A 21,966-nucleotide genomic window follows, 5' to 3' on the forward strand; every position below is an offset into this window, starting at 1 on the left:
CTACCGGCTCAGGAAGAAAGCGGTGATGTCGGAGGTGAGCGCCTCCGTGGCGGTGTGTGCCGTGTAGTGGCCGTGGGCCGGGGCCGGGAGGGTCTTCCAGGAGACGATGTTCGCGTGGTCGCGGTCGGCGAAGCGGCGCATGGAGCCGAAGTCGCCCTCGGCCATGGCCAGCGCGGTCGGCGCGGTCGTGGGCTCCTTCGGCTGCTCCGCCCGCGCGTTCTCCCAGTACAGCCGCAGCGCCGACCCCGCCGTGCCGGTGAACCAGTAGATGGCCGCGTTGGTCAGCACGAAGTCGTCGTCGAGGTCCTCGTCGAAGAGCTGGGCGAGCCAGCCCACGAGCCCGGCGGGGGAGTCGGCGACGGCGTGCGCGAGCGTCTGCGGCTGCTGCGACTGCAGCACGTTGAACGCCCCCTTCTCCTTCCAGAACCAGTCGAGCACGGCCAGCCCGGCCCGCTCCTCCTCGCTCAGTTCGGCGAACTCGGCCGGGTCGCCCGACGGGAACGAGAACAGCTGCGTGACGTGCACGCCCACGACGTGCTCCGCGTCGATCCTGCCGAGCTCGGGGGAGATCATCGAGCCGGCGTCGTTGCCGACCGCGCCGTAGCGCTCGTAGCCGAGCCGGGACATCAGCTCGGCCCACGCCCTGGCGATGCGCTGGTTGTTCCAGCCCAGCTCGCGCGTCGGCCCGGAGAAGCCGTATCCGGGCAGCGACGGGATGACCAGGTGGAAGTGGCGTGACAGGGGTCCGACGGCGTCGAGGTATTCGGCGATCGAGCCGGGCCAGCCGTGGGTGAGGATCAGGGGGAGCGCGTCGGGGTTGTCGGAGCGTACGTGGAGGAAGTGGATGTTCTGGCCGTCGATCTCGGTGGTGAACTGCGGGTAGGCGTTGAGCCTGGCCTCCTGCGCCCGCCAGTCGAACCCGTCGCGCCAGTGGGCGACCAGCCGCTTGACCCGCTCGACGCCGACGCCCTGGTCGGCGCCGGGGATCTCGTCGGTGAAGCGGGTGAGGGCGAGGCGGGCCTGGAGGTCGTCGAGGTCGGCCTGGGAGATCTCGATGCGGAAGGGGTTCATGTCGTCCTCCAATGGATCGGAACGCTCTGTTCTGTTTCCAGAATAGCAGAACGGAATACTTTATTCCACTGTTGGGATCAGGAGATGCGCTCGGCGCCCGAGTAGACGTTGCAGCGCTCCCCGCGCAGGAACCCCACCAGCGTGATGCCGAACTCCCTGGCCAGCTCGACCGCCAGCGACGACGGCGCCGACACCGCGCACACGACCGCGATCCCCGACGCCAGCGCCTTCTGCATGATCTCGTAGCTGGTCCGCCCGCTGACCATGAGCACGTGCTCCGACAGCGGCAACCGCCCGGACAGCGCCGCCCAGCCGGCCAGCTTGTCCACCGCGTTGTGCCGCCCCACGTCCTCCCGCAGCGCCACCAGCGTCCCCTCGGCCGAGAACAGCCCGGCCGCGTGCAGCCCGCCCGTCTTGCCGAACACCCCCTGGGCCGCCCGCAGGGCGTCGGGGAGCGCGTACAGGAACTCTGGGGTCAGCTTCAGCGACCCGCGAGGGACCGGCCGGCAGCGGTCGTGCAGCGCGTCGAGGCTGGCCGAGCCGCAGACGCCGCAGGCGCTGGAGGTGAGGAAGTGCCGGTCGAGGGCGGGCAGGTCGGGGATGGGGACGTGCAGGCGGACCGTCACCGTGTTGTAGCGGGCCTCGGGCGGGAGGTCCTCATCCGTGCAGTACGCGATCGTCGCGATGTCCCCGGCCCCCACCAGCCCCTCCCCGTGCAGGAACCCGGCCGCCAGCTCGAAGTCGTGCCCCGGCGTGCGCATGGTGATCGCCACCGTCCTGCGGGTCCCGTCGGGCGCGGTGAGCCGGATCTCCAGGGGTTCCTCCGTGGCCAGGTCGTCGCGCCGGTCCCTGGCCGTCGCCCCGGTCAACTCCTTGATCCGGATACGTGTGACAGGTCCAGGACGCGCGGGGTTCAGCGGCTTGCTCACCCCACCATCTTCCCCCGCCCGCGATCAGCCAAGATAGAGGGATGCCCGACTCGCGCTACTCCGACCTCGACCGCCCGCCCCTGTCGGCGGCGGCACTCAACCGCGCCCTGGTCCGCCCGGGCTCGTTGTGGACCGGCATCACCGTCGTCGACAGCACCGGCTCCACCAACGCCGACCTGGCCAGGTCCGCGAAGGAGGGAGCCCCCGAGGGGACGGTGCTGGTCGCGGAGGCGCAGGAGGCCGGCCGGGGCCGGCTGGGCCGCGTCTGGTCGGCGCCGCCCCGCTCGGGCCTGACGTTCTCGGTCCTGCTCAGGCCGGACGTGCCGATCGCCGCCCAGGGCTGGTTCTCCCTCCTGTACGGCGTCGCCGCCGCCTCGGCCGTACGCCGCCTGGCGGAGGTGGACGTACGCCTCAAATGGCCCAACGACCTGCTGATCGGCGAGCGCAAGCTGGCCGGGGTCCTGGCCGAGCGGGTGGACGACGCCATCGTCATCGGCATGGGCATGAACGTGACGCTCAGGACGGAGGAGCTGCCCGTAGAGACCGCCACGTCGCTGGGCATCGAGGAGGCGGCCTGCATCGACCGCGACCCGCTGCTGCGGGCCGTGCTCAGGGAGCTGGAGAGCCACTACCGGGACTGGACGGAGGCCAAGGGCGACGCGGAGGCGTCCGGGCTGCGCTCGGCGTACCTGGCCGCCAGCGCCACGATCGGGCAGCGGGTCAGGGTGGAGCTGCCGGGGCAGCAGGCGGTGACCGGGCAGGCGACGGGCGTGGACCACTACGGCCACCTGCAGGTGGAGGCCGACGGCGAGCGCTACACCCTGAGCGCGGGCGACGTCGTCCACGTACGGCCGGCCGGCTGACGCTGTTTCGTCAGTCGTCCACGTGCGGCCGGCCGGCTGATCCTGTTTCGTCACCGGCATGGCCGCCGGGCGGCGATGGTGGCACCATTTGCCCATGACGATTCCCGACCATCATCTGACGCAGGGTGAGCGGCGCGTGCGGTCCTTCCATCCCCACTGGAAGCGGCTCGTCGTCCCCTTCATCGCGCTGGTCCTCATCGCCGCGGCCACCGGCGCGGCTCTGTACTTCATCCCGGCTGACTTCGCGTACGTCTCCTACGCCAGGATCGCCGTCGTGGTCATCGGGCTCATCCTGCTGACGATCTGGTCGTTCGTGCCGTACCTGAGGTGGAAGAACACCGGCTACGTGCTGACCACGCACCGCTTCACGATCAGCACCGGCGTGCTCAACAAGTCGACCGACGAGATCCCGATCGCCAAGGTCAACACGGTGAGCTCCGACCAGACGTTCGCCGAGCGCATGTTCGGCTGCGGCACGCTGACCGTCGAGTCCGCCGGGGAGCGGGGTGAGATCGTGCTGCGTGACATCCCGAAGATCCAGGATGTCCGCACTGACCTGTTCAGGCTCGTCGAGGACGCCTCGGACGGCGAGGCCGACGGGCGCTGAAGTAGCCTCCATCGCGTGAGCGCACCCCACCATGGCCGCCCGACCGCCGAGGAGATCGAGCGGCTGCTCCTCGGCCTGCCGCCCCGCTTCACGCGGAAAGAGGTCGCCGCCGAGAGCGGCGTGCCCGGTGAGCTGGCCGAGCGGATCTGGCGCGCGCTCGGCTTCGCGCAGCGGGCCGACGACGCCGTGGCGTTCACCGACGCCGACGTCAACGCGCTGCGCCGGGTACGCAACATGCTCGACAGCGGCCTGATCGACGAGCAGACGGTGATCCGCATGGCCCGCGCGCTCGGGCAGACCACGGCCAGGCTGGCGCAGTGGCAGGCCGAGATCATGATCGGCACGCTGCTGCCCGCCGAGCCGTCGGAGGAGGACCTGGCCTCGGTGCTCGACACGGCGCAGGGCCTGGTGCCCGACTTCGAGCACGTGCTGATCCACGTCTGGCGGGCCCAGCTCGCCGCCGCCGGCACCCGCCTGCTGGCCCTCGCCGACGACAACGACGAGCTGGTGCCGACGCGGGTGCCGATGGCGGTGGGGTTCGCGGATCTGGTCTCGTTCACCCGGCGCAGCCGCGAGCTGGGCGAGAAGGAGCTGGCCGACCTGGTCGAGGGCTTCGAGTCGCGGGCCTCCGACGTGGTGGCCTCCCACGGCGCCCGGCTGGTCAAGACGCTGGGCGACGAGGTGCTGTTCACCGCCCAGACCCCGAAGCAGGCCGCGGACATCGCGCTCGACCTGGTGGAGACCGAGGAGCTGCGCATCGGGCTGGCGTACGGCCCTGTGGTGCCCATGATGGGCGACGTCTTCGGCACGACCGTCAACCTGGCCGCCCGGCTCACCGCCATCGCCAGGGCCGGCACCATCCTCGTGGACGCGGAGCTGGCCGGAGGGCTCGACGGGTACGCGCTGCACAAGATCAGGCGCCGTCCCGCCCGTGGGCTCGGCGTGGTCCAGCCCTATGTCTTGCGGAGATCATCCTCCTGACACAAGATGGCTGGCATGCCGTACGAAGTGCAGGGCGTCATCGCCCGGGGCAAGGGTCAGGAAGTTTCGCTCGAGCCGGTGATCGTGCCGGATCCGGGTCCGGGCGAGGCGGTGGTGAACGTGCAGGCGTGCGGCGTCTGCCATACCGACCTGCATTACCGGGAGGGCGGGATCAACGACGACTTCCCGTTCCTGCTGGGGCACGAGGCGGCGGGCGTGGTCGAGGCCGTCGGCCCCGGCGTCACCGAGGTGGCGCCCGGCGACTTCGTGATCCTCAACTGGCGCGCGGTCTGCGGCCAGTGCCGCGCCTGCCTGCGCGGCCGCCCGTGGTACTGCTTCGCCACCCACAACGCCACGCAGAAGATGACGCTCAAGGACGGCACCGAGCTGTCGCCCGCGCTCGGGATCGGCGCGTTCCAGGAGAAGACGCTCGTCGCCGCCGGTCAGTGCACGAAGGTCTCGGCGCAGGCTTCTGCCGAGGTCGCGGGCCTGCTCGGGTGCGGTGTCATGGCGGGCATCGGCGCCGCGATCAACACCGGCGGGGTCACCCGCGGCGACAGCGTGGCGGTCATCGGCTGCGGCGGCGTCGGCGACGCGGCGATCCTGGGCGCCTCCCTGGCGGGCGCCTCGAAGGTCATCGCGGTCGACGTGGACGATCGCAAGCTGGGGTGGGCCCGCGAGTTCGGCGCCACCCACACGGTCAACTCCCGTTCAGGCGACCCGGTCGAGGCGATCAAGGACCTCACCGGCGGCTTCGGCGCGGACGTGGTCATCGAGGCGGTGGGCCGGCCGGAGACGTACGAGCAGGCGTTCTACGCCCGTGACCTGGCCGGGACGGTCGTGCTGGTCGGCGTGCCGACCCCCGACATGCGGATCGACCTGCCGCTGCTCGACGTGTTCGGCCGCGGCGGCGCACTCAAGTCCTCCTGGTACGGCGACTGCCTGCCCAGCCGCGACTTCCCCATGCTGATCGACCTGTTCCTGCAGAACCGGCTGCCGCTGGACAAGTTCGTGTCCGAGACGATCGCGCTCGACCAGGTCGAGGAGGCGTTCGCGAAGATGCAGCGCGGCGAGGTCCTGCGTTCGGTGGTGGTCCTCTAATGATCGACAGGGTCATCACGTCGGGCACGTTCTCGCTGGACGGCGGCACCTGGGACGTCGACAACAACGTCTGGCTCGTCGGTGACGCCCGCGAGGTCGTGGTCATCGACGCCGCCCACGACGCCGCGCCGATCGCCGAGCGGGTGGGCGGGCGCACGGTCAGGGCCATCCTCTGCACGCACGCGCACAACGACCACATCAACGCCGCCCGCGACCTGGCCGCGCTGACCGGGGCGCCCATCCGGCTGCACCCGGCCGACCAGGTGTTGTGGGAGCAGGTGTATGGGCCGGAGGTGGCCTACGAACCGCTGGAGGACGGCGAGAAGCTGGCGGTCGGCGGGGTCACGCTGGAGATCCTGCACACGCCCGGCCACTCGCCGGGCGCGGTCTGCGCGTACGCTCCCGACATGGGCGCGCTGTTCAGCGGCGACACCCTGTTCAAGGGCGGCCCGGGAGCGACCGGCCGCTCCCACAGCTCGTTCGAGACCATCATCGGCTCGATCAGGGACCGGCTCCTGACCCTCCCGCCCGAGACGGTCGTGCACACCGGGCACGGCGACTCGACCTCGATCGCCGCGGAGGCCCCCCACCTGGAGGAATGGATCGCCCGGGGGCACTGAGAGCAGGGGATAGGCAAGTGTGACCCACCCAACGTAGGCAAGCCTTACCAAAGTGGGTTATCTTAGGTGTGCCTAACCTTAAGGCTGCCACCCCTTCGCGAGAGGCCTATCCCTGGATGTACGTATGCGTTTGTCGTGCTGTGACCGAGAATGAGGTCCACGACTGCATCGCCTCCGGGGCCACGAGTGCGAAGCAGATTCGCGACACCACAGGTGCTGGTGGTGACTGTGCCCGTTGTGTACGGAAGATCTGTGCGATCCTGAAACGGTCTGACGAACTGACGACCGCATAAGCCGGATAGCGATGAGGGGCCCGTTTCCATGCAGGGCGACAAGCAGATCATCGAGTTGCTCAACGAACAGCTGACCGCGGAGCTCACCGCGATCAACCAGTACTTCCTGCACGCCAAGATGCAGGAGAACTGGGGCTACACCAAGCTCGCCGAGCACACCCGCGCAGAGTCGATCGACGAGATGCGCCATGCGGAGCGCCTCACCGATCGCATCCTCTTCCTGGAGGGGCTGCCCAACTACCAGCGCCTGGGCACCCTGCACATCGGCCAGACCGTCGAGGAGCAGCTCCGGGCCGACCTGGAAGTCGAGAAGTCGGTGGTGGAGCGGCTGCGGCCGGCGATCACCCTCATGCGCGAGAAGGGCGACATCACCTCCGCGCGCATCTTCGAGGAGATCCTTGAGGATGAGGAGGAGCACATCGACTACCTGGAGACGGAGCTGGGGCTGATCCGCAGCCTGGGCGAGCAGCTCTACCTCGCCCGCTACGCCAAGCCGCACTCCGACGACTGACGGCGGGCGCGGGCGCTCACATCATCCGCCCAGCCGGAGGCTGATCCGGCCGCTGTGTTCCGCGGTCAGACGCCGAGCCGGAGGCTGATCCGGCCGCTGTGTTCCGCGGTCAGAAGCCGACCTGAAGGCTGATCCGGCCGCGGCGCTTCGCGGTCAGCCCAGCTGAAGGCTGATCTGGTTGCCGTGCTCGCGGAACCCGAGCGCCCGCGTGACCCGCTGCGACGCCTCGACCCGTGCCCGCCACTGCGGCACGACGGCCGGGGTCGCCACGTCCAGCGTCAGGACCCCCGCCCCCTGGCGGGCACATCCACGACACGCACGCCGCCCCGTTCGGGGAAGGTGACGGGCACCCGCGCGAGCCGCGCCCACATTTCTCGCTCACGATTCACGGCATCTAACGACATTTCCCAATGGTCTCATTCGCGCGCCGGGATTGAGCTCCGCACAGCCGGGCATGATCGTCCGATGAATTCCCGCCGGAAAACGGCGGTGTTTTAATCACGACCTACCGTATTTTAGCTGTGTTTGCCCAGGTCAATGGATAGGTCAACGACGAGTCAAACCGCGCGCTGTGCCCGGGAAACGATCGCCTAAGGTCCTACGATCGCTTTATGACCTGCGTACTTCTCGCCGAGGATGACACCTCGATATCAGAGCCGCTCGCGCGTGCATTGCGCCGCGAGGGCTATCAGGTTGAGGTGAGCCCCGACGGCCCGCAGGCCCTGGAGCGGGCCTTGTCGGGCGGCATCGACCTCATCGTTCTTGACCTTGGCCTGCCAGAAATGGACGGACTAGAGGTCGCCCGCCGGATCCGGGCCGAAGGCCACGGAACTCCGGTCCTGATACTCACCGCCCGCGTCGACGAGGTGGACACCGTCGTCGGCCTCGACGCCGGCGCCGACGACTACGTGACCAAGCCGTTCCGGCTGGCCGAACTCCTCGCCCGCGTACGCGCGCTGCTGCGTCGCGGCACTTCCGAGACCCCGGTCGTCCAGGGCGTGCGCATCGACGCCGACTCCCGCCGAGCCTGGATGGGGGAGAAGGAGCTGCACTTGACGACCAAGGAGTTCGACCTGCTGCGTGTCCTGGTCCGCGACGCCGGCAAGGTCGTCACCCGCGAGCAGATCATGCGCGAGGTCTGGGACACCAACTGGTGGGGTTCGACCAAGACACTCGACATGCACATCTCCTGGCTACGCCGCAAGCTCGGCGACGACGCGGCCAAGCCGCGCTACATCACGACAGTCCGGGGGGTCGGCTTCCGGTTCGAGCGCGAGTAGGAGATGCGCCGCCGACTGCTCTCCTCCACCCTGGTCGTCGCGGTCATCGCGGTCCTGCTGCTGGGGGTCCCCCTGGGCGTCGTCGTCAGCCGCCTGATCGTCGATGAGGCGGCTCAGGAGCTCGGGGCGGAGGCCAAGCGTCTCGTGGGAGAAGTGGAGTACGCCCGCGTACAGGAGACACCACTCGACCCCCAGCAACTGGAGCAAAAGTACCCGGGTAGGTTCATCCAGATCTGGGAACGCGGAACCCCCCTGAGGGTGACCGTCGTCGGCGACCCCCCGCCGTCCGGTCACCTGATGACCGAGGACGCCCAGACCAACACCGGCGTGTACGTACGGATCAGCCGCGACCGCGATCAGGTCGAGCAGGACGTACGCGCCCGCCTGCTGCTCATCGTGGCCCTGGCCGTCGCCGCCCTGGCGGTGGCGGTGAGCCTGGCCGTGGTGCAGTCACGCCGGCTGACGCTGCCCCTGCAGGACCTGGCCAAGATCGCCGACCGGCTTGGCTCAGGGGACGCGCGGCCGAGCAAACACCGCTACGGCATTCCCGAACTCGACCGGGTGGCCCAGGTGCTCGACCGCAGCGCCACCCGCATCTCCGACCTGCTCACGCGCGAACGCGAGTTCGCCACCGACGCCTCCCACCAGCTCCGCACCCCCTTGACCGGGCTCACCATGCGCCTGGAGGAGATCGTGGCCGCCTCCAGCGAACCTGAGGTCGTACGCGAGGAGGGGGAGGCGGCGATCGTGCAGGCGGAGCGGCTCACCGCCGTGATCGACGAACTGCTGGCCGCCGCCCGCCGCCAGCGGCACGCCCAGGCCGAGCCGGTCGCGATCGACGAGGTGCTGGTCCAGCAGATCACCGAGTGGGAGCCGGTCTTCCGTGACGCGGGCCGTACGCTGCAGCTCGAAGGCTCACGCGGCCTGAAGGCGATGGCCACCACGGGCGGCTTCGGCCAGGTGATCGCCTCGCTGCTGGAGAACTCCTTGCGGCACGGCGGCGGCGCCGTCACCGTCACCACCACCAGTGGTGACAACTACGTGGTCGTCGAGGTCGCGGACGAGGGCCCCGGCATCGCCGACGAGATCGCACCCAAGATCTTCGACAGGAACGTGAGCGGCGGCGGGGGCACCGGCCTCGGCCTGACGCTCGCCCGAGCGCTGGCCGCCGCCGACGGTGGGCGGCTGGAGCTGGTGCGCCGCAGGCCGGCGACGTTCGCCATCTTCCTGCGTCACGCCGAGGACGACGGCAGGGACAACAGAGTGGTCAGCGGTCCTGCCTGACCCCACCGTCGGGCAACTCCACCGGGATGGGATCGGTGGCCTCCAGGAAGACCCATTTCTTGTACGACCAGTATCGGAACAACGTGCCGAACCCCACGCCCACGATGTTGGCGATGTTGAAGCTGAGGCTGTCGTGCAGGTTGAGCGTGTAGGTGGTGAAACCGATCGTCAGCATGCCGAACAGCAGTGCGATGCCGTTGAGCAGGAAGAACAGGAAATATTCGCGGCGCAGGCCGCTCTGCTCGCGCTCCCGGAAGGTCCAGAACCGGTTACCGAGGTAGGCGAACGTGGTGGAGATCGTCGTCGCGACGACCTTCGACGTCAGCGGCCCGAAGTCGAGCACGACGTTGCAGAAGTTGAGCAGCCCCGTGTCGAGGAGGAACGCTACGGCGCCGATGCTGCCGAACTTGGCCAGCTCGTGCACCAGGGACGAGAATCGCTCGTATAGGCGTTTGGCGAAGTCCACGTCCCCGATCTGTCCCTTCTCTCGCGATCGTGACGCCCTCAGCGTACCGGGCACGATGTTGCACGGACGTCAGACCGATGAACATACCGCGCAAACAGCGTCTCTAGAAATATCGTCCTATGACCGGCATACCCGTTACGGGGGCGTTACGCTGCGGAAGCACGGGCGGATCTCGTCCAGGGGCCTGTGGGGGATCTGAAGCCTGGGCGGTCGTGCCCATCGGGCGACCCGGAACGGCCGTCCAGCCCCACCGCGCGACGGACGGTCCGGCGGATGGTTCCAGGTCACGTCAGGGAAAGTCGTACCGTCCAGGTAAGCTCACCTGGCGTGAGTTCCTACAGCCCCATCGGACCGGTCGTCGGCATCGTCGGCGCCGGTCAACTGGCCAGGATGTCGCAGCAGCCCGCCATCGCGCTGGGCGTCGAGCTGCGGGTGCTGGCCAACAACCCTGAGGAGAGCGCGGCCAGGGTCATCGTCGACACGCGCATCGGAGATTACCGCGATCTTGGTGACCTCCGCGACTTCGCCAGGGGTTGCGACGCGATCACGTTCGACCATGAGCACGTGCCCACCGAGCACATCAGGTCCCTGGCCGCCAACGGTTACATCGTGCACCCGAGTGCCGACGCCCTCCTGCACGCCCAGGACAAAGCCGTCATGCGCGAGCGCCTGACCGCGATCGGCGCGCCCTGCCCCGCGTGGGCGCGCGTGTCGTCGGTCGAGGACGTCGTGCGCTTCGCCGACTCGGGCGAGAACGGCTGGCCGGTCGTGCTGAAGGCGGTGCGCGGCGGCTACGACGGGCGCGGCGTGTGGGTGTGCCGGTCGGTCGAGGAGGCCGCCGAGGCGTTCACGGGCGGGGTCGAGCTCATGGTGGAGGCTTTCGTACCGTTCGAGCGGGAGCTGGCCGTGCTGGTGGCCCGCTCGCCGCACGGGCAGGGCGTGAGCTACCCGGTCGTCGAGACGGTCCAGCAGGACGGCATCTGCGTCGAGGTCATCGCGCCCGCGCCCGGGCTCGACGCGGAGGAGTCCGCGCAGGCCCAGCGCATCGGCCTGAAGATCGCCAACGAGCTCGGGGTGACCGGGCTGCTGGCCGTGGAGCTGTTCCAGACCGCTGACGGCCTGGTGGTCAACGAACTGGCCATGCGCCCGCACAACAGCGGCCACTGGACCATCGAGGGCTCGACGACGTCGCAGTTCGAGCAGCACCTGAGGGCCGTGCTCGACCTGCCGCTCGGCACGCCCAAGATGACCGCCCAGGTCGTCGTCATGGCCAACCTGCTCGGGGGCGACGATCCCGACCTGTTCAAGCGGTACGAGCACGTCCTGGCCCACGACCCCGGCATCAAGCTGCACTTCTACGGCAAGGAAGTGCGCCCTGGCCGCAAGATCGGCCACGTCACGGCCCTCGGCTCCAACCTCGACGAGGTCCGCGCCCGCGCCCGCCACGCCGCCGTCCACCTCATGACCGGGGAGTACACATGACGTCCACCGCGCCGGCGATCGGCATCGTCATGGGGAGCGACTCCGACTGGCCGGTCATGAAGGCCGCGGCCGAGGCGGTCGCCGAGTTCGGGGTGCCGTTCGAGGCCGACGTGGTGTCGGCGCACCGCATGCCGGCCGAGATGATCGACTACGGCCGCCAGGCGGCTTCCCGCGGCCTCCAGGTGATCATCGCCGGTGCCGGCGGGGCCGCGCATCTGCCCGGCATGCTGGCCTCGGTCACGCCGCTGCCGGTGATCGGGGTGCCGGTGCCGCTGAAGTACCTCGACGGGATGGACTCTCTGCTCTCCATCGTGCAGATGCCGGCCGGGGTGCCGGTCGCCACTGTGGCGGTCGGTGGTGCTCGTAACGCTGGGCTGCTGGCTGTACGGATCCTCGCGGCGTCTGATGTCGGGTTGCGGGAGCGGATGGAGGAGTTTCAGGGGCGGTTGAAGGAGCAGGCGTACGCCAAGGGCGAGAAGTTGCGCGCCGAGGCTGCCGAGCTCTGAGCCCTTCTGCCACGTACGGCCTCGCTGCTTTCGCCGGGAGGCGGGTCGGCTTCTGAAGGCCTTTGCCGTGAAGCCGACCGGTTTTGCCGTGAAGTCCTGAGCATTCGACGCCCTCTTGGCCGCACAACCGCACAGCTACTTGCCCGCTAGGCCGTCTGGCCGTACAGCTGCCTGCCCGCACGGCCGCACGGTCGTCTGGCCGCACGGCTGCGTGCCCGCACGGCCGCCTGCCCGCACGGCCGCCTGCCCGCACGGCCGCCTGCCCGCACAGCCGTCTGGCCGCATGGCCCCTATGCCCATTGCGCCCATGGCGTCCCTGTGCGTCCTGGGCGAGGAGGTGGGCGCTTCGCAAAGCCCTTTTTTCCTTAAATTTCCGGCGGATATGGTGCCGCCATGAACGACTTGATCCGAGATCACGCGGCCCGAGTACGGTCCGCGGACCCGCTTATCGCCGGCCAGGAGGAACTGCCCGCCAAAGGGGACCTGCTCCAAGTCCCCAACGCCGTCGGGCGCGTGCTGGTGGACCGGCTGGACCCGGGCGGTTTGCACGCCTCCTGGTCCCCGCTGATCGTGCATCGCCTTGAGGCCCGCGTCGCCAGTGCCGCCCCGTCGGCCGCGTTCGGCGCGCTCCTCGACCGCTGGCTGTCCCGCCGCCGCTCCGACGAGCCCGGACAGGCGCTGAGCGTGTCATGGCCGAGCCGAGACACCGTCCCCGTCAGGGCGCTGGCCCTGCGCGGCTTCGCCCCCATCACCGTGGTAGCCGTCCGCCGGGTAGGGCCCGGCACGGTGACCGCCTCGCCCACCGATTTCACCATCCGCCCCGCCGTCGCGGACGATCTGGAGGCGATGACGACGATGTACCAGCGGTTGGTGGCCTACGACTCGCAGTTCGGCTGGGTGACGGTGCGGGCGTTCACCGGCGAGCTCCTGCGGCAGTCGCTGGCCGAGGAGGCGCTGCCACTGGAATGGTGCTGGCTGGCCGAACAGAACGGCCGGACTCTGGGGTGCGTCATCGTGCAGCCGCCGGCGCGGTCGCGCTGGATCGATCGGGTGGTGAACGACGCGCCGGTTGCGTACCTGGGCGCCATGTACGTCGAGCCGTGGGCGCGTGGCATGGGCGTGGGCGCGGCGCTGACCGAGGTGGCTCATGGCCGGGCGGCGGCTGAGGGCGTGTCCACGATGGTGCTGCACCACGCACTCCCGAACCCGCTCTCGACCCCGTTCTGGGCCCGCCGCGGCTACCGCCCGATGATCACCCAGTGGGTCCGCCACCTGCGGTGAGGGGACCGTGGGCGAGCCCTCGGGGGTTACGGCAAGCCTCGCACGGAGAGGCTACGGCGAGTCGTCGGCGGAGGAGCGGCCTTGTCTGGAGGGTCTACGGCGAGTCCTCGGCGGGGAAGCGGCCTTGTCCGGAGGGTCTACGGCGAGTCGTCGGCGGAGGAGCGGCCCTGTCCGGAGGGGCTACGGGCGGCCGAGGGCGCGGTAGTGCCATCCCGCGGACCGCCACATCTCGGCATTGAGGGCATTACGCCCGTCCACGATGCGCCGAGTAGCCACCACCTGTCCCAGCTCGTCAGGATCGAGCTGAACGAACTCCTGCCACTCCGTGAGCAGCAACACCACATGCGCCCCACGAACCGCCTCAATGGCCGACTCGCCGTAGTTCAGCTCAGGGTGAGCCTTACGGGCGTTGTCGAGCGCGATCGGGTCGTACACGGTGACCTGACCGCCCTGGTGCCCGATGGTCACCGCGACGTCGAGCGCGGGGGAGTCGCGGATGTCGTCGGAGTTCGGCTTGAACGCGGCCCCCAGCACGCCCACCGTGCACCCGTGGAAGGAACCTCCGGCCAGTTCCCTGGCCAGGTCCACCATGCGGGCCCGCCGCCGCATGTTGATCGCGTCCACCTCGCGCAGGAACGTCAGCGCCTGGTCCGCCCCCAGCTCGCCGGCCCGCGCCATGAAGGCCCTGATGTCCTTGGGCAGGCAACCGCCGCCGAAGCCGAGCCCGGCGTTGAGGTAACGGCCGCCGATGCGGTCGTCGTACGAGAGCGCCTCGGACAGCAGCCCGACGTCGGCGTGCGCGGCTTCGCAGACCTCGGCCATGGCGTTGATGAAAGAGATCTTGGTGGCCAGAAAGGCGTTGGCGGCGGTCTTGACCAGCTCGGCGGTGGCGAAATCGGTCACCACGATCGGTACGTCGCCCAGCGGCTCGTACACCTCACGCAGCACCTTCTCCGCACGTTCCGTGCGTACGCCCAGGACGATGCGATCGGGGTTCATCGTGTCCTGGACGGCGAACCCCTCCCGCAGAAACTCGGGGTTCCAGGCCAGCACGGCCTCGCCACCGGCGGGCGCGAGCCGGGTCAGCTTGTCGGACAGCCGCTCGGCGGTGCCGACCGGAACGGTGGACTTGCCGACGACCAGGCACTCGCGATCGAGGAGCGGGGCGAGGGACTCGATGGCTTTGTCCATATAAGTAACGTCTGCGCTGTACTCGCCGCGTTTCTGCGGAGTGCCCACGCAGACGAAGTGCACGTCGCCGAAGTCGGCGATCTCCTCGTACGAGGTGGTGAAGCGGAGTCGTCCGGAATCGAGACCGCGGCGGAGGACCGGTTCGAGGCCGGGTTCGTGGATGGGGAGCTCGCCCGCGTTCAGTTGGCGGATCTTGTCGGCGTCGATATCGAGGCCCAGAACGTCGTACCCGAGATCCGCCATGCAGGCCGCATGGGTGATACCCAGATATCCGGTCCCGATCACCGTGAGGCGGTATGGCACGAGTGAGCTCCTTTCGACCGCGCAGGCATGTTACCGGCCCTCGCTACCTCCTACGTGCCACCTGCACCTCTTCGCAAACCGTACCGACTGGTAACAAGATGGTCGGACGTCCTAGTATATGACCCATGAGCTTCCCTCTTTACGCGCCCGCCGAAGAGCACGACATGCTCAGGGAGACGGTCCGGGCCCTGGCCGACGAGAAAATCGCGCCGCACGCCGCCGAGATCGACGAGACCGAGGAGTTCTCCTGGGATGTCTACAAGGCGCTCGTGGCGGCGGATGTGCACGCCGTACACGTGCCTGAGCAGTACGGGGGCGCCGGGGCGGACGCTCTTGCCACCGTGATCGTCATCGAGGAGGTGGCCCGCGCCTGCGCGTCGTCCTCCCTCATCCCCGCCGTCAACAAACTCGGCACGGTCCCGCTCCTGCTCTCGGCCTCGGAGCAGCTCAAGTCCCGCTACCTGAAGCCGGTGGCGAGGGGGGAGGCGATGTTCTCGTACGCGCTGTCGGAGCCGGAGGCGGGCTCGGACGCGGCGGCCATGAAGACACGCGCGGTGGCCGATGGGGACGCGTACATCCTCAACGGCACCAAAATGTGGATCACCAACGCCGGCGTCTCGGAGTACTACACCCTGATGGCCGTAACGGACCCCTCGGCCGGCGCCCGTGGCATCTCCGCCTTCGTCGTGGAAAAGTCCGACGAGGGCGTCTCTTTCGGCCCAAAGGAGAAGAAGCTCGGCATCAAGGGCTCTCCGACTCGCCAGGTCATCCTCGACAACGTCCACATCCCAGCGGACCGCATGATCGGCGCCCCTGGCACAGGCTTCAAAACCGCCCTGGCCACGCTGGACCACACCCGCATCACCATCGCCGCCCAGGCCCTGGGCATCGCTCAAGGGGCTCTGGACTTCGCGATCGGCTACGTCAAGCAACGCAAGCAGTTCGGCCGCCCGGTGGCCGACTTCCAGGGCCTCCAGTTCATGATCGCCGACATGGCCATGAAGCTTGAGGCGGCACGGCAACTCACGTACCACGCGGCAGCGAAGTCGGACCGCGCAATGAACGGCCACCCCCAGAAGGACCTCACGTTCCTGTCAAGCGCCGCAAAGTGCGCAGCCTCGGACGCAGCCATGGAAATCACCACAGACGCTGTGCAACTGCTGGGCGGCTACGGCTACACAAAGGACTTCCCAGTAGAACGCATGATGCGCGACGCCAAGATCACCCAAATCTACGAGGGCACCAACCAGATCCAGAGAGTGGTCATGGCCAGGCAACTCCTCAAGTAGGCAGGGGGAACACCAGGGGCTCCGGGGAGAAACGCATGGTCTTCCCAGATCGGCGCTTCGCGCAGGGGGCTCAGTCTGTGACATTGGGGGGTGCGACCCCCCAAACCCCCAGCTCCAAAGGCAAGGTCCTCACAGTGGGGGCGCTTCGCGCATAGGGGCTTGGGCTGTGACATTGGGGGGTGCAACCCCCCAAACCCCCACTCAAAGCCGCTCCGCCCATTCGTCGACCAATTACGCCTGGAACTGAGCGCCGATCGGAGACCCTCTAACATCCCACCCGGTCAGCAAGCTCGCGAAGCTCAGCCGAGGCGGGGATCTGCATCGACAGCAGGTCGGAGACGAGTTGACGGACGACCCGATGGTTACGAATCTGCTCGGGCGTTGTGTTCTCGGCCTCCAAGAGGCGAGCTACCGCTTCCTCGACCTGACGGCGCTGAGCGCGCGCGAGCGAGATGTTGTAGTCGTTGCGCCCCTCGCCAACCCGCGCCGCCACCTCACCGGCTCGTGAGAGATGGTCGTAGGCGATGCCGATCGACGGTCGGGTTCATGGTCAAGCGACCCGTACCGAGTGAGGTCCGACGCTGATCGTCACATCGACGTGGCCACCGAGAGCAGCTGCGTAGGCGCGGATGGTCTCGAGTTCCATCGAGTCCAGATCACCGTTCTCGATCTGAGAGACGCGTGCTTGTGAGATCCCAAGCGCAGCCGCCACCTCGGACTGTGTCTTGCCGACAGACTTGCGCAGCTCCTTCAGATGGTGGCCGGCGACGTAGGCGTCCAGGTGCGCATCGGCGACAGCCTGCCGCTGCGGGTCGGCCAGTTCTGGGTACAACCGGTGCGCTTCCGCTTTGACCTCACGCCAGTTGCGTCCTGGGCTCATCGCTTGTCCCCCCTCTTCGTCTCAGCCGACTTCGCGGCGCGGTACTCGGCGTAGCGTGCTTTGGCGTCCTCTAGACCTTCCCGGCCAAGGTAATGGCGGTGGTAACCGGTGGTCCCCGCAACCGGACCAGGCTGCGGGGCTGAATTAACGCGGTCCCCTCGGCCATCCTGGACCTGGCTGTCTAGCTGCGGGTTGAACGGAAGCGGTCCGCCTCGGCCGACGCAGGGTCAGCGGTCGCACATCGCGGTGACGAAGGCGTCGATCAGGTGCTGTCGCTTCTCGGGGACGCCCGTGACGTAGACCGTGGCCGCGCGCCCGGCCCGGTCACGGCCGCTGAACGCCGCGGCCCCCGGCATGTCGCCGGCGGCGAAGTAGGTGTAGCCGCAGCTCGACTTCATCCGGGCCACGCCGTAGCCGTAGCGGGCGCCTTCGGGCCAGCCTTCCTGCTTGACCGGCACCGTGCTGGCCATCATCTTGCCCAGCGGGGCCTTACGCCAGAACCGGTTGAGGTCCTCCGGGGTGGAGACCAGACCTCCACTGGGACCGAACTCGTACGTGGGCAGCTGGTCGGTGAGATCCACCTCGCCGTCCTGCGGGCGGCCCGGGTGCACGCCGTAGGTGTGGGCGTGCGGGCCTCGGATACCGTAGTCGCCCTTGGCCGGCCAGTACGTGTCGCGCATCCCGTACGGCTTGAGGATCAGCTCCCGGCTCGCCTGCCGGAAGTCCTTGCCGGTCACCTTGGTCACGATCATGCCGAGGACCAGGTAGTTGGTGTTGGCGTAGGCGAACGAGCCGCGGGGCGTGGGCTTGAGCGCCAGCGCCACCCGCAGGAAGTCCGGGAACGGCTCCTTCCACTCGATCGCGTTGAGGAATTCGGGCAGGCCGCTGGTCTGCTGCAGCAACATCTGGACGGTGATCTTCCGCCCGTCGATCGCGGCGCCGTCACCCTTGCCGTGCAGCACGCCGGGCAGGTAGCGCTCCACCGGCGCGGCCAGGTCGATCTTCTTCTGGTCGGCCAGTCGCAGCACGGTGGCGGCGATGATCGGCTTGCTTCCGCTGGCGATCCTGAACCGCCCCTCGGGGCCGATCATCGGCCGGCCGGTGTCCCGCTCCGCGGTGCCGGAGCGCAGGGTCACGGTCGCGCCGCCCGGGGTTCGCACCTGGCTCAACGCGCCCGCCATGCCGTCCTCGGTGGTCAGCTGGTCAAGGCGGGACTGCGGCGAGGGCGTCGCGGTGTCGGCAAAGGCGGGCGCTACAGGAGCCATGACCAGACAGCCGGCGACAGCGGCGGCGAGCAATTTCGTCATGCCTCCACTCTGGTGAGAAGCTCACTCATGATCAGTCACGCCTACCTGCCTGTTGAGGTGGGGTCTTCCCTACCTCTGTCCACCCTGGCGTGCTGGTCGGTGCTGCCACTCCGGGGATGGAGGCTTCCCCATCTCTGTCCACCCTGGCGTGCCGGTCGGCGCTGCCACTCCGGGGATGGCGACTTCCCCACCTCTGTCCACCCCGGCGGGCCGGCGCCACCCCTTGTCCGCTCTTGAAAGGAAACTCCGCGATTCGGAAATGACAGGAGATGGTCATAATCGCGAACCAGGCCTCGGTGGGGCGTCAAGATGCTCGGCATGGATTCGTCGTACCTACTGCAGACTCGCCGCGACCACCACCGACACGACTCGCCGCCCAGCCGCCGGACCGAGTCGGCTGGCGCCGCATGGAACGGGAAAGCCCTGCGCTGAGATCGGGTCAGAAGTACGGCGTCCAGCCGGGGCTGAGGGCCGTTCTGCCGGCGAACTGGTTGCCGCCCCGGCCGTTCCAGAGGTGCAGCGTGTCGTTGGCGACGGCCGCGATGTCGGTGTGGCCGTCCCGATTGACGTCGCCGAGGGACATCAGCGTGTCCGCGTACGGTGTCCAGCCGGGCCCAAGCCTCTGCGCGGTGCCGAACTCGTTGCCGCCTTCGCCGTTCCAGACGTAGAGGTATCCGGTGGCCTTCTGCACCGCGACCAGGTCGCCGATGGCGTCACCGTTGAAGTCGCCGCCGATCGGCCGGCTGTAGTTGTTCCAGCCGGTGCCGATGGTGGTCCTGCCGGCGAACTGGTTGCCGCCCTTGCCGTTCCAGACGTAGAGGGTGCCGTCGGAGATGGCCGCGATGTCGTTGTGGCCGTCCTGGTCGATGTCGCCCACGGACGTCAGCGTGTCCGCGTACGGTGTCCAGCCGGCTCCGAGCTTCTCCGCGGTGCCGAACTCGTTGCCGCCTTCGCCGTTCCAGACGTGCAGCAGGCCAGTGCTCTTCTCGACGGTGATCAGGTCGGTGCGCCCGTCGTCGTTGAAGTCGCCCGCGATCGGCCGGGTGAAGCCGTCCCAGCCGTCTCCGACGTGGGTTCTGCCCCAGAAGTCGTTGGCCCCCTTGCCGGTCCAGAGGTTCAGCGATCCGGTCTTGGCCGAGAAGATGTCGCCCACGCCGTCGCCGTTGAAGTCCGGCGTGTTGGCCGCGGTCATCGCGGCGTAGTGTGTCGCGAGCTCCTTGTTCGTGAGCGCGCGGTTGTAGATCGCGAACTTTCCGACGGCGCCCTTGAACCAGGACGCCTTGCTGCGGGTCCCGACCCGGACGGGGGCCGATCCGGGCTTGGGCTTGACGATGACCTCGTCAGGCTGGCCAGGGCGGAAGACCAGGTTCGAGGAGCTCTTGAGTACGCCGTTGCGGTAGATGCGCACCTTGCCGTACTCGCCTTCGGCTGTGTCGAAGGTGAAGGCGATGTGCATCCACTCGTTGACCTTCACGGTCTCCTGGATGCCCGCACCGGCGCCGTAGCCGCCGTCGAGGTTCCAGGCGTACCCGGAGATCCGGTTGGGGCGGTTGTCGTCCGTGACCTTGGAGTACATCCGGCCCGCCCACTCCTGGTCGCCGCCGCTGCCCGACTTCGTGCCCTTGCCCACGAAGTAGACGTAGCCGGTCTGCTCCTCGTTGGGGAACTGCAGGGTGTGCGGCCTGATCCAGGCCTCCACGGTGAACTTGCCGGTCGTGGAGATGTGGAACTTGTTGGCGTTGGGGACCTCGAAGTATCCGGATGATCCGTTGAAGACCGAGGCGCCGTCCCGGTTGGGAAGCTGAACCGAGCTGGTGACGTCGTGGAAGGTGCCCTGGTACCCGTTGCCGGTGCGGTCGGTCTCCGTACCTGCGGACGGGTGGGACAGCCGCCAGAAGGCGGCAGGCTGGTGTGACAGGACCAGCTTGTCGTAGGCGCTCAGACCTCCGGACTGAGCAGCCACGGATTGCTGGACGTTCGCGACCGCCGCCGCGGGTCCGTGCACGTTCGCGACCGCCGCCGCGGGTCCGTGCACGTTCGCGACCGCCGCCGTGGGTCCGTGCACGTTCGCGACCGCCGCCGTGGGTCCGTGGACGTTCGCGACCGCCGCCACCAGCACGGCGGCGCTCATTCCCACCACGAGGGTACGCCGGTGCGCCTTGCTGAGCCGTCTCCGCATGACTTGAGTGCCTCGCCCTTCCTAAGCCCTGTGCTAGAACGCCCAAAGCTAGGAGATGGCGGTATATCGGCGGTATGTACGGGTTCGGGGTGCAACCGGTGCGCTTCCGCCTTGACCTCACGCCAGTTGCGTCCTGGGCTCATCGCCTGTCTCCAACGGGCTATCGATCAGATGGGCAGAGTGGCGACACCCGAGCCGAAGGCGGAGTGGCCATCCGCCAGAGATCTATCCTGATGATTACGCGTTTCGGAACCCGCCAACAGTGACACGAAGACGCCGACCAGCTATCACGGCCTTGACCTGCGATTCCAGATGGAATGGATTCAGCAGTCTCGGTAGCCTGAAGGCGAGACAGCTTGGAGGTCGATGATGTCCACCCCGCGTCAAGACAGCGAGGCACTGATCCCTCGCCCACCGCTGACCACCGCTGCCCTCAGGGCAGCAGTTGCCCAGATAGCTCCCGCCTACCTTAGCCAGTTTGTCGATCACCTCGACCAAGCGACGGAGCAGGCTGCTCGGCAAAGCACCGTGGCACCTCTGCGGAACTTCTTGCAGCAGTGGGGTGAGTTCGTAGCGATTCAGCGTTATCCCGCCCGAGCGGCCCGACTGCATGCCTTGGAGACAGAAGTCGCCAGCGCGACCGACAGGGTCGGGCTGAACGCAGCCTTGGCCGAAATCAACGAGATCACGGCGTCCGCGTGTAGAGAGGCACTCGGTGAGTGACGCCTGGACCTGGGAGTACAACCCCGACTCCGAGCATGTCATCGCCGGCCTCTACCAACTGTCATCCTTGAGGTTGAGCGGCTTGCCGAACAACTTGCAGTTCTCGGGGAGACGCGGGCCGCGCTGGTAGAGGCCAGTTGCACGGGGGCGGTCTCCGGACGCTCGATTTGTTCGGCGGTCGCGGGTTCCTCAACTTCATCGTCGCGGAACATCTGCGCCTTGTGCTGATCGTTCGCGTCACCTGGATAGATTGACGCATTCGCCCTTCCCAGCGGATCAGAGGATGCCTGATTGGCTGCCCGGCTCGTCTCGGCTCCAAATCTGAGTACATCGAGGGAGGTCTTTGATGCTGCCTCCTTCGGGGATCATGCCCCAGAGGAAGGGGACAAGATATTGAGGCGGTTCGCCCAGGAGCACGGTTAGTTCGTCCTCGGTGACGGTGAGGGTGAGGCGAGCCTGGTTCTCCGGGTTCCAGCCTTGTTCGATTGCCCGCCGGATGCACCTGCTGACAAGGACGGGACGGATCGCGATCGTTCGTTGTCCTCGCCAGTTGTCCGGCCGGGCGCAGGGGAGTGACACCACGAGAACGCTCCTCGGCTCCTCGGCTCGCTCGACGGCGAAGGTGAGAGGGATCCAGGTGTCGTCTTGGTGGCTCGGCTTATGGCTGACCCGCCAGCGGTAGACGGTGTCGTCAACGGTGACGAGCCGCGAGCTCTTCTTCGGCATCGCCACAGCTGCCTCCAAGCTCTTCCGTGGGAGAAGCGGGACGCCGGCAAGCGTAGCCGGTGCTCATCAAGGTGATCGAGTCGATTTCCAGGT

General features: G+C 68.2%; 22 protein-coding genes. 13 read left to right on the forward strand and 9 right to left on the reverse strand.

Annotation, left to right across the window (positions count from 1 at the left end; genetic code table 11):
• Both ACFPZ3_RS22875 and fdhD read right to left on the reverse strand, forming a co-directional pair.
• Positions 1–1,071, reverse strand: a complete 1,071-nt coding sequence (locus tag ACFPZ3_RS22875) for an epoxide hydrolase family protein (RefSeq protein ID WP_379516239.1) — start codon at positions 1,069–1,071, stop codon at positions 1–3.
• A gap of 77 nt (positions 1,072–1,148) precedes the next feature.
• On the reverse strand, positions 1,149–2,000 hold the full coding sequence (gene fdhD, locus ACFPZ3_RS22880) for a formate dehydrogenase accessory sulfurtransferase FdhD (protein ID WP_379516240.1): 852 nt from the start codon (positions 1,998–2,000) through the stop codon (positions 1,149–1,151).
• A 41-nt stretch (positions 2,001–2,041) separates the two neighbouring features.
• Here fdhD and ACFPZ3_RS22885 point away from each other — a divergent pair, with 41 nt between their 5' ends.
• The 9 genes from ACFPZ3_RS22885 (at position 2,042) to ACFPZ3_RS22925 (ending at position 9,540) form a co-directional block, all read left to right on the forward strand.
• On the forward strand, positions 2,042–2,863 hold the full coding sequence (locus ACFPZ3_RS22885; RefSeq protein WP_379516241.1) for a biotin--[acetyl-CoA-carboxylase] ligase: 822 nt from the start codon (positions 2,042–2,044) through the stop codon (positions 2,861–2,863).
• 94 nt (positions 2,864–2,957) lie between these two features.
• Complete coding sequence (locus ACFPZ3_RS22890; protein WP_379516242.1) at positions 2,958–3,470, forward strand: PH domain-containing protein; 513 nt, start codon at positions 2,958–2,960, stop codon at positions 3,468–3,470.
• Between the two features lie 15 nt (positions 3,471–3,485).
• Complete coding sequence (locus ACFPZ3_RS22895) at positions 3,486–4,451, forward strand: adenylate/guanylate cyclase domain-containing protein (RefSeq protein ID WP_379516243.1); 966 nt, start codon at positions 3,486–3,488, stop codon at positions 4,449–4,451.
• Between the two features lie 15 nt (positions 4,452–4,466).
• Entirely contained in the window at positions 4,467–5,552 is a 1,086-nt protein-coding gene (locus tag ACFPZ3_RS22900; RefSeq protein WP_379516244.1) for an S-(hydroxymethyl)mycothiol dehydrogenase, read from the forward strand.
• Entirely contained in the window at positions 5,552–6,172 is a 621-nt protein-coding gene (locus tag ACFPZ3_RS22905; RefSeq protein WP_379516245.1) for an MBL fold metallo-hydrolase, read from the forward strand. Before ACFPZ3_RS22900 ends, ACFPZ3_RS22905 begins: the two co-directional genes overlap by 1 nt.
• Positions 6,173–6,288: 116 nt before the next feature.
• Positions 6,289–6,465 (forward strand): (2Fe-2S)-binding protein, encoded by a 177-nt coding sequence (locus ACFPZ3_RS22910; RefSeq protein ID WP_379516708.1) that lies wholly within the window; start codon positions 6,289–6,291, stop codon positions 6,463–6,465.
• A gap of 28 nt (positions 6,466–6,493) precedes the next feature.
• Complete coding sequence (gene bfr / locus ACFPZ3_RS22915; RefSeq protein ID WP_379516246.1) at positions 6,494–6,976, forward strand: bacterioferritin; 483 nt, start codon at positions 6,494–6,496, stop codon at positions 6,974–6,976.
• 611 nt (positions 6,977–7,587) lie between these two features.
• Positions 7,588–8,256, forward strand: a complete 669-nt coding sequence (locus tag ACFPZ3_RS22920) for a response regulator transcription factor (protein WP_043620820.1) — start codon at positions 7,588–7,590, stop codon at positions 8,254–8,256.
• Positions 8,257–8,259: 3 nt separating this feature from the next.
• Positions 8,260–9,540: an ATP-binding protein gene (locus tag ACFPZ3_RS22925; RefSeq protein WP_379516247.1), complete on the forward strand. Its 1,281-nt coding sequence runs from the start codon at positions 8,260–8,262 to the stop codon at positions 9,538–9,540.
• On the opposite strand, the gene ACFPZ3_RS22930 is transcribed toward ACFPZ3_RS22925, so the two are convergent.
• Positions 9,524–10,006, reverse strand: a complete 483-nt coding sequence (locus tag ACFPZ3_RS22930) for a GtrA family protein (RefSeq protein WP_379516248.1) — start codon at positions 10,004–10,006, stop codon at positions 9,524–9,526. The two genes, ACFPZ3_RS22925 and ACFPZ3_RS22930, sit on opposite strands and share 17 nt — an antisense overlap.
• Before the next feature lie 327 nt (positions 10,007–10,333).
• Here ACFPZ3_RS22930 and ACFPZ3_RS22935 point away from each other — a divergent pair, with 327 nt between their 5' ends.
• The 3 genes from ACFPZ3_RS22935 (at position 10,334) to ACFPZ3_RS22945 (ending at position 13,275) form a co-directional block, all read left to right on the forward strand.
• The gene (locus ACFPZ3_RS22935; RefSeq protein WP_379516249.1) at positions 10,334–11,488 is read left to right on the forward strand and encodes a 5-(carboxyamino)imidazole ribonucleotide synthase; all 1,155 of its coding nucleotides are present in this window, start codon (positions 10,334–10,336) and stop codon (positions 11,486–11,488) included.
• Positions 11,485–11,994, forward strand: coding sequence for a 5-(carboxyamino)imidazole ribonucleotide mutase (purE, locus tag ACFPZ3_RS22940; protein ID WP_379516250.1), 510 nt, complete (start codon positions 11,485–11,487; stop codon positions 11,992–11,994). The genes ACFPZ3_RS22935 and purE overlap by 4 nt, the downstream gene beginning before the upstream one ends.
• 393 nt (positions 11,995–12,387) lie before the next feature.
• Entirely contained in the window at positions 12,388–13,275 is an 888-nt protein-coding gene (locus ACFPZ3_RS22945; RefSeq protein WP_379516251.1) for a GNAT family N-acetyltransferase, read from the forward strand.
• 180 nt (positions 13,276–13,455) lie between these two features.
• Here ACFPZ3_RS22945 and ACFPZ3_RS22950 read toward each other — a convergent pair whose 3' ends face one another.
• Positions 13,456–14,769, reverse strand: a complete 1,314-nt coding sequence (locus tag ACFPZ3_RS22950; protein WP_379516252.1) for a UDP-glucose dehydrogenase family protein — start codon at positions 14,767–14,769, stop codon at positions 13,456–13,458.
• A 125-nt stretch (positions 14,770–14,894) separates the two neighbouring features.
• Between ACFPZ3_RS22950 and ACFPZ3_RS22955 the strand changes: the two genes are divergently transcribed.
• The gene (locus ACFPZ3_RS22955; RefSeq protein WP_379516253.1) at positions 14,895–16,058 is read left to right on the forward strand and encodes an acyl-CoA dehydrogenase family protein; all 1,164 of its coding nucleotides are present in this window, start codon (positions 14,895–14,897) and stop codon (positions 16,056–16,058) included.
• A 265-nt stretch (positions 16,059–16,323) separates the two neighbouring features.
• On the opposite strand, the gene ACFPZ3_RS22960 is transcribed toward ACFPZ3_RS22955, so the two are convergent.
• The 5 genes from ACFPZ3_RS22960 to ACFPZ3_RS22980 form a co-directional block, all read right to left on the reverse strand.
• Positions 16,324–16,551 (reverse strand): hypothetical protein, encoded by a 228-nt coding sequence (locus ACFPZ3_RS22960; RefSeq protein WP_379516254.1) that lies wholly within the window; start codon positions 16,549–16,551, stop codon positions 16,324–16,326.
• A 57-nt stretch (positions 16,552–16,608) separates the two neighbouring features.
• Positions 16,609–16,938: a helix-turn-helix domain-containing protein gene (locus tag ACFPZ3_RS22965; RefSeq protein WP_379516255.1), complete on the reverse strand. Its 330-nt coding sequence runs from the start codon at positions 16,936–16,938 to the stop codon at positions 16,609–16,611.
• Between the two features lie 227 nt (positions 16,939–17,165).
• On the reverse strand, positions 17,166–18,245 hold the full coding sequence (locus ACFPZ3_RS22970) for a serine hydrolase domain-containing protein (RefSeq protein WP_379516256.1): 1,080 nt from the start codon (positions 18,243–18,245) through the stop codon (positions 17,166–17,168).
• Positions 18,246–18,684: 439 nt separating this feature from the next.
• Positions 18,685–20,424 carry an FG-GAP-like repeat-containing protein gene (locus ACFPZ3_RS22975; RefSeq protein ID WP_379516257.1) on the reverse strand — a complete coding sequence of 580 codons (1,740 nt, stop codon included), beginning with the start codon at positions 20,422–20,424 and terminating at the stop codon, positions 18,685–18,687.
• A gap of 999 nt (positions 20,425–21,423) precedes the next feature.
• The gene (locus tag ACFPZ3_RS22980; RefSeq protein ID WP_379516258.1) at positions 21,424–21,879 is read right to left on the reverse strand and encodes a hypothetical protein; all 456 of its coding nucleotides are present in this window, start codon (positions 21,877–21,879) and stop codon (positions 21,424–21,426) included.
• Positions 21,880–21,966: the final 87 nt, after the last annotated feature.

It is taken from the genome of Nonomuraea insulae, assembly GCF_042656245.1.